The 17,055-nt window shown below is 47.7% G+C and carries 11 protein-coding genes; 8 read left to right on the top strand and 3 right to left on the bottom strand.

The features are described 5' to 3' along the window. The first annotated feature begins 423 nt into the window (after nucleotides 1-423). The 3 genes from ABD028_RS21265 (at nucleotide 424) to ABD028_RS21255 (ending at nucleotide 2,883) form a co-directional block, all read left to right on the top strand. A complete protein-coding gene (locus ABD028_RS21265) occupies nucleotides 424-1,593 on the top strand; it encodes a Fic family protein (protein WP_343847389.1) in 1,170 nt (389 codons plus the stop codon). A 330-nt stretch (nucleotides 1,594-1,923) separates the two neighbouring features. Next, a complete protein-coding gene (locus ABD028_RS21260; RefSeq protein ID WP_343847388.1) occupies nucleotides 1,924-2,481 on the top strand; it encodes a hypothetical protein in 558 nt (185 codons plus the stop codon). Between the two features lie 48 nt (nucleotides 2,482-2,529). Beyond that, nucleotides 2,530-2,883, top strand: a complete 354-nt coding sequence (locus tag ABD028_RS21255) for a hypothetical protein (protein ID WP_343847387.1) — start codon at nucleotides 2,530-2,532, stop codon at nucleotides 2,881-2,883. A 314-nt stretch (nucleotides 2,884-3,197) separates the two neighbouring features. Here the strand turns inward: ABD028_RS21255 and ABD028_RS21250 are convergent, their stop codons facing one another. Then, entirely contained in the window at nucleotides 3,198-6,125 is a 2,928-nt protein-coding gene (locus ABD028_RS21250) for a DEAD/DEAH box helicase family protein (RefSeq protein ID WP_343847386.1), read from the bottom strand. A 3-nt stretch (nucleotides 6,126-6,128) separates the two neighbouring features. Next, a complete protein-coding gene (locus ABD028_RS21245) occupies nucleotides 6,129-6,710 on the bottom strand; it encodes a class I SAM-dependent methyltransferase (RefSeq protein ID WP_343847385.1) in 582 nt (193 codons plus the stop codon). A 188-nt stretch (nucleotides 6,711-6,898) separates the two neighbouring features. Here ABD028_RS21245 and ABD028_RS21240 point away from each other — a divergent pair, with 188 nt between their 5' ends. The 4 genes from ABD028_RS21240 to ABD028_RS21225 are packed head-to-tail and all read left to right on the top strand — an operon-like array spanning nucleotide 6,899 to nucleotide 14,062. Beyond that, the gene (locus tag ABD028_RS21240) at nucleotides 6,899-8,374 is read left to right on the top strand and encodes an ATP-binding protein (protein ID WP_343847384.1); all 1,476 of its coding nucleotides are present in this window, start codon (nucleotides 6,899-6,901) and stop codon (nucleotides 8,372-8,374) included. Next, nucleotides 8,371-11,031 carry a Z1 domain-containing protein gene (locus tag ABD028_RS21235; protein WP_343847383.1) on the top strand — a complete coding sequence of 887 codons (2,661 nt, stop codon included), beginning with the start codon at nucleotides 8,371-8,373 and terminating at the stop codon, nucleotides 11,029-11,031. Before ABD028_RS21240 ends, ABD028_RS21235 begins: the two co-directional genes overlap by 4 nt. Further along, a complete protein-coding gene (locus ABD028_RS21230; RefSeq protein ID WP_343847382.1) occupies nucleotides 11,021-11,995 on the top strand; it encodes a PD-(D/E)XK motif protein in 975 nt (324 codons plus the stop codon). The genes ABD028_RS21235 and ABD028_RS21230 overlap by 11 nt, the downstream gene beginning before the upstream one ends. Then, complete coding sequence (locus ABD028_RS21225; protein ID WP_343847381.1) at nucleotides 11,996-14,062, top strand: AIPR family protein; 2,067 nt, start codon at nucleotides 11,996-11,998, stop codon at nucleotides 14,060-14,062. A gap of 12 nt (nucleotides 14,063-14,074) precedes the next feature. On the opposite strand, the gene ABD028_RS21220 is transcribed toward ABD028_RS21225, so the two are convergent. After that, entirely contained in the window at nucleotides 14,075-14,494 is a 420-nt protein-coding gene (locus tag ABD028_RS21220) for a very short patch repair endonuclease (protein WP_343847390.1), read from the bottom strand. Between the two features lie 134 nt (nucleotides 14,495-14,628). Between ABD028_RS21220 and ABD028_RS21215 the strand changes: the two genes are divergently transcribed. Next, the gene (locus tag ABD028_RS21215) at nucleotides 14,629-16,677 is read left to right on the top strand and encodes a DNA cytosine methyltransferase (RefSeq protein WP_343847380.1); all 2,049 of its coding nucleotides are present in this window, start codon (nucleotides 14,629-14,631) and stop codon (nucleotides 16,675-16,677) included. Nucleotides 16,678-17,055: the final 378 nt, after the last annotated feature.

The following is a 17,055-nucleotide window of genomic DNA, read 5'->3' as shown; positions in this document are numbered from 1 at the left end:
AAACGAGTCAGAACGAAGATACTGGCGTAACTATAAACCTGTGGCCAATATGACTTGACCACTACACAATGCCACTACACCCACTCTGTGCTCTCCGTGCCTCTGTGGTTATTTGTATTCTGAATTAACGTTTTCACGGCAGAGCCGGTGAGGGAGGTTAGGTCTGATTCTGTAGCGGTTAGACTGGCTGTCTGTTATGAGCCGAATAAAACGATTATTCGGCTCACGATTTGGATATTGAAAGAGATGTAATTTACACCGCCTGACTCTATCCAGCATGACCACAAACACCTAAACCACTAATTTAAAGCATCTTTTCAACCACCTCACCCAATACAGCATAAAAATCCCACACACTGGCGCATGAGCCGAATATCCAGCATAATCGGCTCATAGCATTATCATTCGGATTTGGAGGCGGCAATGTATATCTGGGAGCAAGCCGACTGGCCTGATTTCCGCTGGGACAGCTCGGTTCTGAAACCGCTGCTGGATGAGGCTCGCTTGCTGCAAGGCAGATTAATCGGCCGCACCGAATCCGGCCCTGCCGGTATTTCACTTGAAGTAGAACTGGATGCACTCATTCAGAATGCTATTCGCACCAGCGAAATAGAAGGCGAACTGCTGGATACCGGCTCTGTACGCTCGTCCGTGGCGCGGCAGCTTGGGCTTGAACAGGCTGGTGTATCGGCTGGCGCCACTCCCGAATCCGAATCCCTGGTGGCATTGCTGCTGGAAGCCACCCATCAACCTGACCAACCATTGTCTGAAGAACTGTTGTGTCATTGGCAATCGCTGTTATTCCCCAACGGCGCAGGGTTGTTTGCCAACGTCCTGGTCGGCGAATTACGTGGCCAGCACCCCATGCAAGTCATCTCTGGTCGGCTGGACAAGCCACGAGTACATTTTCAGGCCCCTTCCCGGCAGGGATTGGAGGCTGAGCTGAGCGCCTTTATGCACTGGTTTAATCATCCACCAGCCACCTTAGACCCGTTACTCAGAGCTGGCATTGCACATCTGTGGCTACTCACCCTGCATCCCTTTGATGATGGTAACGGGCGGGTAACCCGCGCGGTTACCGACAGAGCGCTGGCCCAAGCTGAAGCGCAATCGATACGCTTTTACTCCCTAAGCGAAGCCATAATGGCCAAACGCAGTCAGTACTATGAACAACTGGAACAAACTCAACGCGGCGACCTGGACATCACAAACTGGCTGGTGTGGTTTATGCAAACCCTCAACCAGGCCATGCAACAGGCATTGCACAGAATAAGAAGAGTGGTTAACAAAGCGCATTTCTGGAAACGGCATGCCGCTGAACATTTGAATGCCAGACAAATCAAAGTACTGAACCGCCTATTGGACAGTACAGGTGAAGCGTTCGAGCATGGCATTAACGCCAGCAAATATAAGGCAATCACTAAAGTGAGCAAAGCCACCGCTACACGCGACTTGGCTGAGCTACTGGAAAAAGGCTGCCTGCAAAAACTGCCCGAAGGCGGGCGCAGCACCCGCTATATTCTTACCGACAGCGCCGTGGACGATACATTCACCGCCGAACCGTCGAGGATGCAGAGAAAGACGGGAGACTGATCAATACCCACCACGAACTCCACGAAAAACACTAAAATCCATTCTTCTCGCAGAGCCGCTAAGGCGCAAAGAAAAGCTCGCGGAGAGGTAACAGCACCTTACCTACTCTGTGCCTCTGTGGTTATCTATAATTTTGTTCAGATCATTTTCACCGCAGAGTCGCAGAGGGCACGGAGAAAAGCAGGAGATCATGAATCCAGGGCCTTGAAAACTCAGCGTTCTCTGCGCCTCGGCGGTGAAAAATAAATGACATCACACTGATACGATAGGGGCGCTGAGGTGAATAATGGTTTCGGGGCAATTTGTTTATTCGGATAGGGATACGTCAGAATGAAAAGAGCGATACTAACGTTACTATTGTTGGCCAGTTACTCTGCAATAACGTCCTGCCAAGCCATAGAAAGCTGGGAAGAAAGTAAAAATGAAGCGCTCCGTTCAGTTAATTCCGGTGATTGCGCCACTGCCTGGAATATTATTTGGCCATGGGCTCGTGATGGTAAAACTGAGGCGCGATCACTTCTTGCTACTGGTATATATTCTGCGGGAATCACCCCACCGGGCAGTAAAGATGCAATAACCTTGCTAAGACATACGTTTATCTTATCGGTGCATGGTTCTGTGAATGGCGATGCAGCAACACTTGAACTGCTGCACTCGCTGTTAAATACCGAGTTATTGGCTGATATGGGCGGCAAACCTCTGCAGCGCTGCCTGAGTACAAACAGACAACCAGGTGATTGCATCGCTGACGCCGTGAATGCTGGCTTAGTACCTGATTTTCAAGATTATGCTCTTGAAATAGATGCGCTTTCCAAAGTGCTGTCGCCAGTGTCTTCATGCCGAACCTCAGGAAGTGCCAGTTCAGAATCATTACCGATAAAAAAATAAGCCAGTAGCGACCGCCAAAACCACAAGCTCAGTTTCGGAGTCCTGACCATGATTGCAAAAGCAGGCTACTTTCTAATCGCAGTATTGCAGCTGCTCATACTTGGCGCTTGTACTGCCACAGAAGCGAATATCTTTGGTGAATGGAAGCTGCAGGCGGTGACATACGTAGATGGCTCAGTCAATCAAGTGGAGGACGGCAACCAGGTCATTATTCATGAGAATGAGATTATCGAGCAAATCAAAGGGCATAGCCGCCGCAACTACCCATACACCCGAAGAGGTTTAGTACTGATGCTCGAGCCAGCAGGTGAGCAAGTTGAATGGCAAATTCTGAAGGCCGAAGCTAACACAATGGAAATACTCACCCCAATCGGCACCTACAATCTGCACCGTATTCAGTAAGCTTCAATCACCATTTCACTGCTTGGTATCAGTGGCCTCCCGCAGGGGGCGCTGGGGCGCAAAGAAAAGCTTGCAGTGACTAAACCTTCAGATCCTCTGTGCTCTCCGTGCCTCTGTGGTTATTTATAATTTTGTTCAGATCATTTTTTACCGCAGAGTCGCAGAGGGCACGGAGAAAAGCAGGAGATCATGAATCCAGGGCCTTGGAAACTCAGCTTTCTCTGCGTCTCGGCGGTGAATAAATCAATGTCTCTCGCAGCGTGACAACTCCTGCAATCACTATGTGCCCCTATGGTTACTTATTGCTGAGCTGACTAGCGCAATACCGCTTTTAAACGGGCGAAGGTGCGCATGCTTTCTGTGGCGGCAAGGTCGGGGTAATCCGGGTTATGGGCATGCAGCAGGTAACTGCCATCAGGGGATTTCCGAATCACCCTTAGTAGGTACTGGCTATCACCGGTTTCATCCTGGCGCTCTATAGCCAGGGTTTGGTCGGTAATAGAACCGGCATGTTCGGGAGTAATCCATTCCAGTAACAGCAAATCACCGTCTTCAATTGCTTGTTTTCCGCCGTTCATGGAATTGCCACTGGCCCTGGCCAAAAAATGACGCTCGGGATCAAGCTGGCCGCTATAACCTTCAACCTGTTGCATCTCTACTTCATCAGCACGACCAGTCTTAAAATGACCACAGGCAATTTTCAGGTTGGGGAAATAGGGAACCTCGTTTGCCGCTTCCTGAAAATCAAGTGGGGCAAAACTAGCTGGAACGGCCACTTCTTTTAAGCGGCCGCTGCTTTCCAGTTTTGCTATCCGCTGTTCTAACCCCTTGCTACGACGATATTCTGCAAGACGCAGATCGATCAGTTCCTGCATCATGCCATGCAGCGTTTCAGCATGTTCCGGAGGGACAATTTTGGCTTTGAAACAGTTATTCTCAACCTCAAACCAATAGTTATCAAGGTTACCGCTGCTACCTTCGGTGGAATGTCTAATAGGGTTTTGCTTCCAGTATTTTAGCCAGTCCGCCGAATCGGCGGCAAACGCCTTTTGTTTGTCTGCCAAGTCCAGCGCCAGTAAGTCGGGGTGGCGTTCCAGTACAAGGCGCGATTCTTTGGCCAGAGCTGAAAGGGCCGGAGGATTGCGCAAACCATCCAAGTTTAAAAAAGCTTGCAGTAAGATAAATTTAAAACACTTGGTTTTCCCTGCGGTTTCAATTGCTCCCAACAGAAATTCCCTATGTTGGGTAAAAACCATCGCTTCCTGTTCATTCAAATCCCGCTGACCGTGCACCAATGCAAACCAGCTACCGTGTTGCTTTCTCAGCTTGGAAAAATCAACACCATAATGAAAGATCTGAGCAGCGCTGGGGCGGTAGCCCAATTGCTCTTTAAGTGTCCGATAATCGTCCTCTACACGAACCCGAATGCCAGCCTTTAATTTCTCCAGCAGCGGCACCAACTCCGGTTCCAGATTAACAAAGCAACCTTCAGGCAGCTTGCCCATTTCACCTTTTCCGCTGCCATTTCCGCCACTCAACAGGCTTTGCAGCAGATAGGGCTTGGAAAGGCAGGCCTTATGATTTCCTACCAGGTCGATGGCGACCAGATGAGTTTTGCCCGGATGCAGGCGCAGTCCACGACCAAGTTGCTGTAAAAATACAATCCGGGACTCCGTTGGACGCAGCATCAGTACGGTGTCGATGGCGGGCAGGTCAGTCCCCTCATTAAACAGGTCAACCGAAAAGATCACCTGCAGATCGCCCTCATCCAATTGCTGCAAGGCGGCGTTGCGGGCCATGGCGGAACCGGCATAAACCGCCACCGCCTTAACACCTGCCTTGCTGAAAAACTCAGCCATAAATTCTGCATGTTTTATGGAGATACAAAATGCCAGAGTGCGCTGCCCGGCATGTTGCCGCCATTTTTGCAAAGCATGTTCTGCCCGTTTCCGGCTGGCAAAGGCATGGTCCAACGCCTCAGGATCAAAGCGGCCGTTTCGCCAGGGAATTTCGTCGTAGTTAATATTCTCATCATAAATCCCCTGGTACAGCAGAGGCACCAAATACCCGGCAACAATACCTTCGCGCAGGCCAGTTTCGAAGACCAGATTATCGTCACACAATGCGAGAATATCAGCCTGATCGGTTCGCTCCGGCGTGGCCGTGATCCCCAGCAGAAAACGTGGGCGGAAATAATCCAATATCCGCCGGTAGGTGGGTGACGCGGCGTGGTGAAATTCATCCACCACGATATAGTCGAAGTCTGTGGCTTTGAATCGGGTCAGGTGCTCTGCTCTGGCAAGGGTTTGCACCGAGGCAAACAGCCAGTTAGCTTCTTGTTGTATTTCACCAGTATACAGGCCGGTATGCGCATCAGGTTCAAGACGCTGGAATGTCGCTTCTGCCTGGCGCAAAATCTCTTCACGGTGCGCCACAAAAAGCAGGCTGGAAGCCTTCATGGCCCGGGCGTCGAATGCTGACAGCCAGGTTTTCCCCAGACCTGTGGCCATCACAACCAAACCGCGCTTAAAACCCTGTGCCCGGCTCTGCTGCAACGCATCCAATGCCTGAATCTGAATCATATTGGGTTGGGGCGGGAATGGTTCATCGGCAAGCGTATCACCGCTTATCTGTCTTAATAGTGGCCCAGCACTCTTTCGGTAACGCTGGCCATAGGCATCGATCCACGAATGGGTTAGTTCCACCATCCTTGGGTCTGCAGCCAGACAGGCGATCTGTTGCTGCAGCTCTACTATGCTCCGCCTGGCTTCCGGTGAAGATTGCGGCGTAACCTTCAAACACCAGTTCCATTCCAACGATTGGGTAAGCGCTGCCCGCGACAGATTACTGGAGCCGACAAAAGCCGTGGCCTGAAAAGAAGCAAGGTCATCCTCACGCAGACACAGAAAAGACTTTAGATGAAACCCGGCATTGTTCTGGCTCTGGTAAATTTTCACCATGGCACCACGTTCGGCAAACAACATCAGGCGACGCAGCGCCACGGGTTCAGTAACGTCAAGATAATCCGATGTCAGTACCTGCAACGCCACACCACGCTCTTGAGCTTCAGTCAGGGCGGCGTCTAACAGTGCCAAACCACTTTGGCGAATAAAGGCCACGCACAAAAAAATATGTCCGCCTGGCGGTACTGTATTGATCGCTTCCAGCAAAGCCGTCAGCAAAGGCTGGTGGAAACTCGGGTCATTCTGGCTACCGCCGGTAAGCAACTGCAACTGCGTCACAACTTAATCCTTATTTACAAGAATGGCGTTTAACCATTGTTCCTGCTCACGACCGGGCCTTAGGTCGCTTGTTTTCCAGCATTCGCGAATACTCACCGATGTTTCCCGTAGCACATCCGCCAGACCCGTTTCGGTTAAATCGGTAAAACGTCGGTTACCGCGCAGAACTTCGCCTTCACCATATTTAAACGAGCAATATATCAGCCCGTTTTCAGCCAACTGCGCAGCCAAATGGCTAAAGGTGTCAGGCAAATCGGTCAGAGGCACATGCAATAGCGACGCACAGGCCCAAACAGCATCAACAGGGGAAACCGCATGGAAATCCATAAAGCGGCAGTGCCGCACATTCAGCCCGGTATATTCCCGCGCCAGTGCCACCAACTCAGCACAGGCATCAAAAGCAGACACCACAAAACCCTGCTCTGCAAAATACCGCGCATCCCGCCCCGAACCACAGCCAGCATCTACGATATGCCCACCCGGTCTAAGCAACGGCAAAACCCGCTGATACAAAGGCCCCATATCCACCGCCTGGGTATCCTGAAAAAACTGCGCAGCGTGCTCTTGATAGTAATCTGATGGCATTTTTTGTTGGAAAAATCCTGTATGGTCAGTACATTAGCAGAATATAGCTTTTTGTTCTGTGGGTATCTCACATTGACAGGATGAATTTCGGTGACTTGGGTTATCAGAACAATTGAACTGTGAAACCTTAAGTTGCAGTTTCATTCCATGTCTACGAAAGAAACTTCTAGCTAGATTAGGGAAAAATAGTGGCTCGTGAACAAACACATCCTCCTAGTGCAGCCTGTTTGTCGGCTTCCATGAGAGATCTCGGCTATTCACTGGAGACAGCGATTGCGGATCTGATTGACAATAGTATTTCTGCGTTCGCAAGCACAATAGAGGTCATTTTCGATGTCTCAGGTGAAAAACCAGTAGTTGTTATAACTGATAATGGAAAAGGAATGCTGGAAGCTGAACTACTGGATGCAATGAAGCATGGTACAACCAATCCTAGACAGGTGAGAGCCCCCGGGGATTTAGGCAGGTTCGGCTTGGGCCTTAAGACAGCTTCATTCTCTCAATGTCGATCGCTGACAGTTGTCAGTAAAAAAAACGGAAAGCTTTGTGGGGCCGAATGGAATCTTGATCGTATTGACGCCGTTGACGAGTGGATTCTTTCTATTCTGGATGAATCGGACATCCAGAATTTACCTTACCTAGATCAGTTAGAGGATAATGGCACTTCAGTAATATGGCGGGAACTTGACCGGCTGGTAGAAGACGAAACCGGAACTCGCAGGGACGAAGTCGTCAACGAGAAACTGGACGCTCTGGAGAGGCATCTAGCCTTGGTTTTTCATCGTTTTCTTGCTGGAGAAATCAAGGGAAGTCCTAAGATATCTATTACTGTTAACGGCCATTCGGTCGTTGCTTTCGATCCTTTCTGCAGAAAAAATCCGGCCACTCAAGTTCTGCCGGAGGAAATTGTCCATGTCGGTGACGTTGTTGTTCGTCTTCAACCATATGTGTTGCCACATCACTCAAGACTGACTGCCAGTGAGTATGATTTCTACCAGAATCGAAGTGACTTCATCTCAAACCAAGGCGCATATATTTATCGTAATGGCCGGCTCATGGCCTGGGGTGATTGGTTCCGGCTGATCCCGAAAGGTGAGGCTACCAAGCTGGCTCGGGTGCAGATCGACTTCCCCAATAGCTTGGATGAATCTTGGACCATAGATATCAAAAAATCACGCGCACGGCCTCCTCGCCCGGTGCGTGAGCGGCTTCGCCAAATCATTTCACAAGTTACGGGACGCAGCACCATCGTGCATCGAGGTCGTGGACAGCGTCTCTTCCAAGATGTGGCGGCACCTATATGGGATAGGTATTCCAACCATGGTGGAATCCGCTATTCAATCAATGGTTCTCATCCGCTGATTCAGCGACTTGCGGAGCGACTTGACCAGGACGGGGAGATACATCTGAATGTCCTGCTGGCATCGATCTCAGCGTCATTGCCTGTAGAGATGATCTATTCCGATTATTCAACTCATCCACAGGAGGTGAGTCAAGTTCCTGCGGAACATGATGTAATTGAGAGACTTCGTGCACTGCGTGCGGCACTTTGGGGGAACGCAATAGGGGATGCGAATGCCTTCCGTGAAATAGTCAGATCGACAAGGATGTTTGAACGACATATGGAAATCGTTAACAAATATATCGACCAGGATTTTGCATGACTTTCAATCAGAAAGAGAAGGAAAAGGGGCTAGTAAGAGCTCTCATCACCGCTTTCGAGGGCCTTGAAGAGGTACCGAAGAAGGCTGATATTGAAGCGAGGGCAATGCAGCTTGCTCCTCTCCTCGGTTACGACGGTGACCTGCGTGTTGCTGTAGAAGAAGCGATGATTGCGATCGATACATGGATGGGTGCCGGCGTCTCCTTGGTCGATAACGAGGCATATCATGATGAAGAATGGGTTTACAAACGCGATATCGAGTGGACCTATTCAGATGCATATGAAGGGTACCTGAAGAACGAGAAGTGGCAGCCCAGCCTCGTGCAAAAGCTTAGCGACGTTGGAAGCAAGATTCTGGGGCAGTTGCAAGATCCAACCAGTGAAGGCTCTTGGAACCGTCGAGGACTGGTGATTGGACATGTCCAGTCAGGGAAAACTGCGAACTACATGGGTGTCATTGCGAAAGCTGCTGACGCAGGTTACAAGTTCATCATTGTCATTGCGGGCATTCACAACAATCTACGTAAGCAGACCCAAGAACGGATAGATGAAGGATTTATCGGACGATCCAGTGACCCGGAAAACCGGGTAGCTATCGGGGTTGGGAGAAATCGTGATTACCCCTATCCAGCCACTCTCACCAATATCAACGAGGATTTCAGCAAAAATACTGCAGCCAAGAGCGGCTGGAAAATAAATGATTTCGGTAAGCCTATCATTCTTGTCATCAAGAAGAATGTTCGCACGCTCGAGGCTTTGCATAATTGGCTAAAAGAGCTCAATGCTCAGGGAGATGGACGTATATCGGACGTCCCTATGCTGTTGATTGATGACGAGGCTGACAATGCATCGATCAATACGAACAAGGAGGATATCAGTCCAACCCGCACCAATGCGATGATTCGTCGGATTCTTGGACTGTTTGCGAAATCTTGCTATGTTGGCTACACTGCTACCCCTTTCGCAAATATCTTCATCAACCCTGATGCCTATGACGATGATGCACGGGATGAGCTGTTTCCCAGGGATTTCATTTACTCGCTAGACGCGCCGAATACCTACTTTGGGCCGGAAAAGGTCTTTCTCGACGAGGACTTCAGTCCAGATGTGCTCGAGGACATCACTGATTGTGAAGATTATCTACCCTTCTCGCACAAGAAAGTTGACACTGTTGTCGAACTTCCCCCAAGTCTATACAAGGCGCTGGACCAGTTCATCGTGGCGCGCACTATCCGAAATCTGCGTGGACATTCCTCAAAGCATTGTTCAATGATGATCAATGTTTCCCGCTTTGTTTCTATACAGCAGGAAGTCAGGAACTTTATCAGCATCCGAGAGAGAAGAATTAGGGAGGCTGTCAAGGCAAACTACATGATGCCCGAGGAAGTATCCTCCCGGAATCAATACATGGCGGCATTGCGTTATGTGTTCGAGAGTGAATACTCAGGTTGTGGGTTCGAATGGGATCAAATCAAGGCTTCTCTCATTGGGGTATTCGACAATCTCCGTATCTTCGTTGTCAACAGCAAGAGCGACGAGGTACTCGATTTCAAAAAATATGAAAGGGATGGTGTCGGGCTTACCGCCATTGCCATTGGTGGACTAAGTCTTTCTCGTGGATTGACTATAGAGGGGCTCACTGTCAGCTACATGTACCGCAATACCCGCATGTATGACACGCTCATGCAGATGGGACGTTGGTTCGGTTATCGCCCAGGTTTTGAAGACCTTTGCCGTGTCCACCTTTCCGAGGACTCGATCAATTGGTACTCACATATCGCCAATGCATCCGAGGAGTTGCGGGAACAGATTAGACGTATGCGTCGTGATGGTATGAGTCCAAAGCAGTTCGGACTTTATGTCCAATCGCATCCAGACAGGCTTCTCATCACGGCTGCCAACAAGATGCGCACTGGTGAGAAAGTTGTGTTCAACCAAAACTTCACTGGCACGATTAAGGAATGCACTCTTCTCCCAGTAGATTCGAAGGTCAATACCGAGAACGAAACTCTCATTCAGGAATTCTGGCGGTCCGGCTTTGGTAGGAACACTATAGAAACACGCAAGGGATGGTTCATTCCCGATGTAGACATAGACCGAATATCTGCCTTTGTGACGCAATTCAAGGTGCATGCCGCCTCTGATTCTCTGCGATCATCCGTATTGGACTACCTCCATGCTATATCGGAACGTTTTCCGCTTGGCGATGTTCTCCTGATCTCCAAAGGAGATGGAAATTCAAGTGAGTTCAGGCTTGGTGCTCAGCAACGCTCCGCCAAGGATGCCAAGGCGAGAGGTTGGCAGTTGTCGCGTTATCGCCTTGCCAGCCGAGGTGATGAAAAACTTGGGTTGTCAGATGAACAGATCGCCCAAGCGTATGAGGTGGCGGAGAACGACAGGAACAGCAAAGGTAAGGAACCATCGGATTTTCATTATCGTATCGTCAGGAATAAACCGCTTCTGATGATTCATATCCTCGAACCTAAAGAAACAGCTCTTGAAGAACTGAGGGGACAGCGAGTCCCGGCGTTTGGTGTCAGCTTCCCCAATGGTCTTTTCGACACAGAAATCGAAGTGGTTGCCAATCGAGTGTGGGTGGAGCAAATGTATGGTTCGTTCGATGATGATCCGGACACGGAGGATGACTATGACGAGTAGGACAACACCATGGGAACAGATCGCCGAACCTCGCATCGATTATAATGTTAGACGGGTTGCGGACACGACCGGAATACCATTCTACTGGGGCAAGGATACAACGGGACAGTGTCTCTTCATCATTGAGCTTGAAGGGGACCACACTTCCCAATATCGTCGTGACATAACCCGGCTGAAAGGAATCAGTGTCGATCTCCGCAATGGTGAAAATGTAAGCCAACAGCGTCTAGTTCTGACGCTTGAACGAAATGTCGATAGCGACCTTTTCCTGGGGCTGTGTGAAACATTGATCTCCAGTCTTGCGACTGTGACGGATTCCTCCGTAGCCTTGGCAGTTACCCTTCAACACTTGAAGCGATGGAAGGCCTTTCTCGCGGGTAAAAAGGCGAGAATTCTGACGAATGAAGAGATTCGTGGTCTGTTTGCAGAACTCTATGTTCTTCGTCAACTGTACTTGCGCCGAATGACGCAGGACCAGGCTGTAGATGCATGGTGCGGACCCAACGACTCACACCAAGACTTCATTTTCGGTAACGTTGCCATCGAAGTGAAGTCCCTCTCAGGTAGAGAAAGAAACAGTGTCCGCATATCTTCCGAGGATCAACTTGAAGCACTGGTGGACAACCTGTTTCTGATGACGTTGCACCTAATAGATATGCCAGACGAAGAAACGGCGCGTTCACTGAATGACTTGGTTGCACTGATTGAACAGGAGCTTGTTACAGCCGAGGCTATTGAACTGTTCTCCGAAAAGATCGCCGGTTGTGGGTACACAGCTCTGGCAGACTATGACAGGCTGCGGTTCACTGTTGGCAGTACCAATGCATACGCGGTAACAGATCAGTTTCCCAGGCTTATCCGATCCCAGATATCGCAGGGACTATTCCATGTGTCCTATGACATACAATTGGAGGCCATTGCTCCATTTGTTTGTGAGGATAATGAAATATTCGGGAGGCCCTGATTGGAAATCACAACCGCAGAATTCTTTCACAATTTCCGCCAGGAGCTTCTGGTCGGTGCAGAGGCGAAAGGTAGCTTCCAGCTTTTTGAGTTCATGGAGACTGTTGCAAATGAACTTGTCGAAACAGGAGTAACAGAAGGCTTTGAAATCTGCCATTTTCGTGCGCAACGTGGAATTCGGGTTGATGGATATTGGTTTGACGATGAAGGTGTTTTGGATCTTTTTATAGCAGACTTTGAATCCCGTAACGAGCTGAAATCCCTAACCAAAACAGATGTCGATGCTGCTTTCAAGCGTGTTGTCAATTTCTTTGAAGCTAGTATCAACAAAGGGTTGGCAGCAGAGTTGGAGATCACATCTCCCGAATATGGGCTTGCTAGGCAAATTACCGATCGAAAAGGAGCAATTCGTAGACTCAGATTTACTCTTTTTTCCGAACGCTTGTTGAGCGAAAGGATTAATGAGCTTTCCGACTCGGAGGTGGCAGGTATTACTGCCAGCTATCAGATCTGGGATATATCTCGCCTTCATCGCCAGAGAAGCTCGCGCAACCACAAGGAACCTCTCGATCTCGATTTTGAACAGATGTTCGGATCTGGTATCTCATGTCTTCCTGCTCATTTAGGAGCTGAAGCTTATCAGTCCTACCTGATTGTTATGCCAGCCGAAGTTCTCGCATCTCTTTATGAAAAGTTTGGTGCGCGACTTCTCGAACAGAATGTGAGGACATTCCTTCAGGCCCGGGGCAATGTGAACAAGGGCATAAGGGCTACGATACTGAATGAACCGGGAATGTTCTTTGCCTACAACAACGGGATCACGGCAACTGCACAGGAAGTCGAAACCAAGATGACAGATGCCGGGCTGGCAATAACAAGAATCATCGACCTACAGATAGTCAATGGTGGCCAGACAACAGCTTCGCTTTTCCATACACTAAGACGCGACAAAGCAGATCTGTCACATATATTCGTACAGATGAAGTTGTCCGTTATCGACAGTCAGGATAGTGAATCTGTAGTCCCGAGAATTTCCGAGTATGCAAATACTCAAAACCGAGTGAATGCAGCGGACTTCTTTTCCAACCACCCCTTTCACGTCCGAATGGAAGGCTTTTCCAGACGCCTATGGGCGCCAGCACAAGAAGGGGCACAACGTGAAACCAAATGGTTCTATGAACGAGCACGTGGTCAATACGCAGATGCGCAATCGAAGCTATCTCCCAGTGAGCAACGCCGCTTCAAAGCAGAGCACCCCAAATCCCAAATGTTTACAAAAACAGATTTAGCAAAATTTGAAAATGTTTGGGATGACCATCCGAGGTGGGTGAATTTGGGAGCACAAAAGAACTTTGCTCAATTTGCTAAACGTATTGGAAGAGAGTGGGAAAAGTCGCCTGAGTTCTTCAGTGAATTCTATTTTAAGCGTGCTGTAGCAAGAGCTTTGATCTTCAGAAGTGCTGAAAGAATCGTCTCATCTCAGCATTGGTATAATGGCGGATATAGAGCTAATGTCGTTGTTTATACTTTAGCCATTATCGGTGAAATTCTTAAAGAAAAAAATAAATCAATAAATTACATGGCTATCTGGGGCACTCAGAAAGTACCTGTTATTTTAGAAGAGATTATTGCAATAATTGCACAGAGTGTGCACATGGATATTATGTCTCCTCCGCAAGGTATATCAAACATATCTGAATGGTGTAAAAAAGAACAGTGTTGGATAAACCTTAAAGAAAAGAAGAAGCTATTTCTTGAATCTATACCAATTAGATTTTTTGATGATTTTATCTCTACTATTGAAGAAACGGAATTATCTAGAACGGCAAAGAAAAGCCAAAAAATGGATGATGGAATTGAGGCTCAAAGGAGAGTATTAAATGTCGGACCAGATAGATGGAATTTAGCGCTATCAAAACTGCAAGAGAAAGGTAAGATTACCCTAAAGGAAAAAAGTGTTTTAAACGTTGCCATGCAGATTCCCAATAAAATACCAAGCGAAAAGCAAAGTATCGTACTAATTAGTCTTTTAGAAAGAGCTGATATGAAACTTGAGGTTGAAGAATAAGTTAATCTACGTCTATGGAATTTCTTTATATGGGATATTTCCAATTAAAAATTCAGATACATCTGAAAGTAGCTGTTGGCTTTCAATACGGCACTCCCATATTATCAGAACATGCCAGCCCAATTCTCGGAGCTTGTCTTGGACAGCCATATCTCTCTGACGGTTTGATAATAGTTTAGTTTTCCACCAATGCGTTCTTGTCGACGGCCATTTAAATAGCTCACATTCATGAGCATGCCAGAAGCAGCCATGTACAAATATAACAGTTTTATATTTCGGCAAAACAATGTCTGGCTTACCAGGAAGAGTTGTTACGTTTAGTCGGTATCGATATCCAGCGGAATAAAGTAACTTACGAAGGCGCAATTCAGGCTGCGTACTCGTGTTGCGTATTGCAGCCATATTCTTACTTCTTATTTTTTTGCTATGCACATCCACTATTTAAAGCCCCGATTTAGCTTGACTATAAGTTCAACATACTCTGTTTTCGGTCTTCTTGTGTTGTTAGATGCTGACTTTCCTGGTAATGTTCGCTAAGTTTTCATGGATCTAAATACAGTACAATAATGCATCAGAGCATTCCGGTAGCAGATGTCTTCGCCGGGCCCGGGGGCCTGAGCGAGGGCTTCTCAGCGTTCAAGCTGTCGAATAGTGCAGATTACCCCTATCAGGTAATACTTTCTGCGGAAAAAGACGAACACGCAATCCAAACTTTACGGCTAAGGGCGTTTGCTCGTTGGTTTATTTTTATTCAGAAATATAATGAGCTTCCCCCTGTTTATGTTGACTATGTTATTGCAAAAAACAAAGGGGTAAAAACCTCTGCGAGCCTTTTTCTACATCAACTTCTGAACGATGGGGCATTGGAAAAGTTGTTTTCTGAGCTTGATTTTTCTGCAAAAGAAAAGACAGAAGCTACTATTCTCAATTATGCATTTGCCAGCCCGTCACTTAGCGAGGCATTCTTCAGTAAGTATAGAGAGAAACTGCCGGAGATTTTTCAGGCTGTAAGCTTCGCTAGAAGTGAAGCTTTACATGTTGAGCTAGGTGGACAGAATGACTGTTTCGAACTTCGCCTGAAGCAGGCAATGCAAACATATGCCAGAGATTATTCGGCCTGTCCATTTGTACTAATTGGTGGTCCCCCCTGCCAAGCTTATTCGAATGCGGGAAGAGCGCGAAGAAAAGGTAACGTCACTCAACATACAGATGAAAGCGGCCAATATAGTCAGGATATGGACCCTCGTAGTTGGTTGTATAGGGAATACCTGAAAATACTTGCACATAGCCAACCAGCTATATTTGTAATGGAGAATGTACCCGGCATGCTTTCTGCTGAGCTTACTGATAGTAAGAAGGGAAAAGTTAAAGCTTGGGAACTTATAATCAGAGATCTACATTCACCAACTCAGGCGTTGGCCAAACTGGAAGTCAGTGAGACTGAAAGAGAAAACGCAAAGTACGTTATCTTTTCGCTCGAAGATAGCGATTATTTTTTCGACGGCTCAGAAGAAAGTATTTCAAATATAAGAAAGAGACCCCGTAAGCTTGTTGTCAACGCAGCTTCTCACGGAATACCACAGGCAAGAGAAAGGGTAATTCTGCTGGGAATTAGACAAGATCTCATAATCAAAAAAGACAAGGCTATAGAGAAGCTACAAAGCCTGATAAGCCTGGAAAATTTTGAAGAGAGAAAAGCTACAGTTCATGACGCCATTTCAGATCTCCCCAGAAGGTTAAGTTCACTATCTAGTATTTTTCAGGAGGGGAAAAAGAGACCTCGGACTGTTAAGCAAGACGAGGAAAACACTATTAAGTGGAAAGCAACACTTGAAGAATTTATTCCGAAGCTTTTGGATAGCCTACCCAGGAAAAAGCAATGTATAACTCAATTTGGTGCTACCAAAGGGTTAGTGGTAGCGGAATTATATAATGAGGTTCGCACACTATTAGGTCAGGTTGATCAACTAATCAATCCTTCCCTTTCCCCCAACAGTCTGAAGCAGCTAGACATAGAATTAGACAATTGGATTGGAGAACCAGAAACCAAAGGCTCCCCAAAACTGACTGCATGGATTAATGCATTCTGGAATAAAGATATAGTTCTCAACCACTATCCTCGTGGGCATATGGACACCGACCTTGCTCGTTATCTTTATGCATCATGTTTTGCAATAGCGAGCAGAAGGATTAGAAACAAGTATCCAGATGTTACTGGGCTAAAAGAACAGATTGATTTGAACGAACTTGAGAAAGTCAATCCTGGCTTTCTGTTACCAGCTCATGACAATCAGAGTTCCTTTGTTGATCGCTTTAAAGTCCAGAGAGCCGAGCACCCTTCAAACACAATTACCAGCCATATTTCGAAGGATGGACACTATTTTATCCACCCAGACCCTGGTCAATGTCGGAGCTTCACGGTAAGAGAAGCTGCTCGCGTTCAGACTTTCCCTGATAATTACTTCTTTGAGGGAGCAAGAACAAACCAGTTTGTTCAGGTTGGGAATGCCGTTCCCCCTCTGCTGGCACGACAGATTGCCAAAGTTGTGTTTAATCTTTGGCAGGAACTGATTCTCGATAAAAAGGAAGAGAAGTCAGAAACGCAGGTGGCATAACTACCACATTCACCATCTGCGCTTCACCATTGTCGAATGAATTCCCCCAAGCGGCCCAAGCCGCTTTGCCCCGCTTAAAAATTCCCGGTCAGTTCAGGGTGCTGCTAAAAGGCGGGCAGTTTGCTGGGAGCAAATTGAGTGGAAGACGCGTCTGGAACGTCGTTTTCACGACCGCCTTTTAGTAGTGGCCTGGGCTGATGTTGTTGGGATCCAGCGGCGTGTTTCTTTTGGTTACTTTTCTTATACACGAGTAAAGAAAAGTAACTGGCGCGCAAGGGACCGCGTGTCATATCAAACATGGAGGTTTATCCGTTCGGGGTGTTTAACCTATTCACTTTGGAGCGAGTTCACTTGCACAACGGGCATCGCCAGTTAGGA

Source organism: Bowmanella denitrificans (genome assembly GCF_039522935.1).
Lineage (GTDB): Bacteria > Pseudomonadota > Gammaproteobacteria > Enterobacterales > Alteromonadaceae > Bowmanella > Bowmanella denitrificans.
This window is presented reverse-complemented; position numbering and strand designations above follow the sequence as displayed.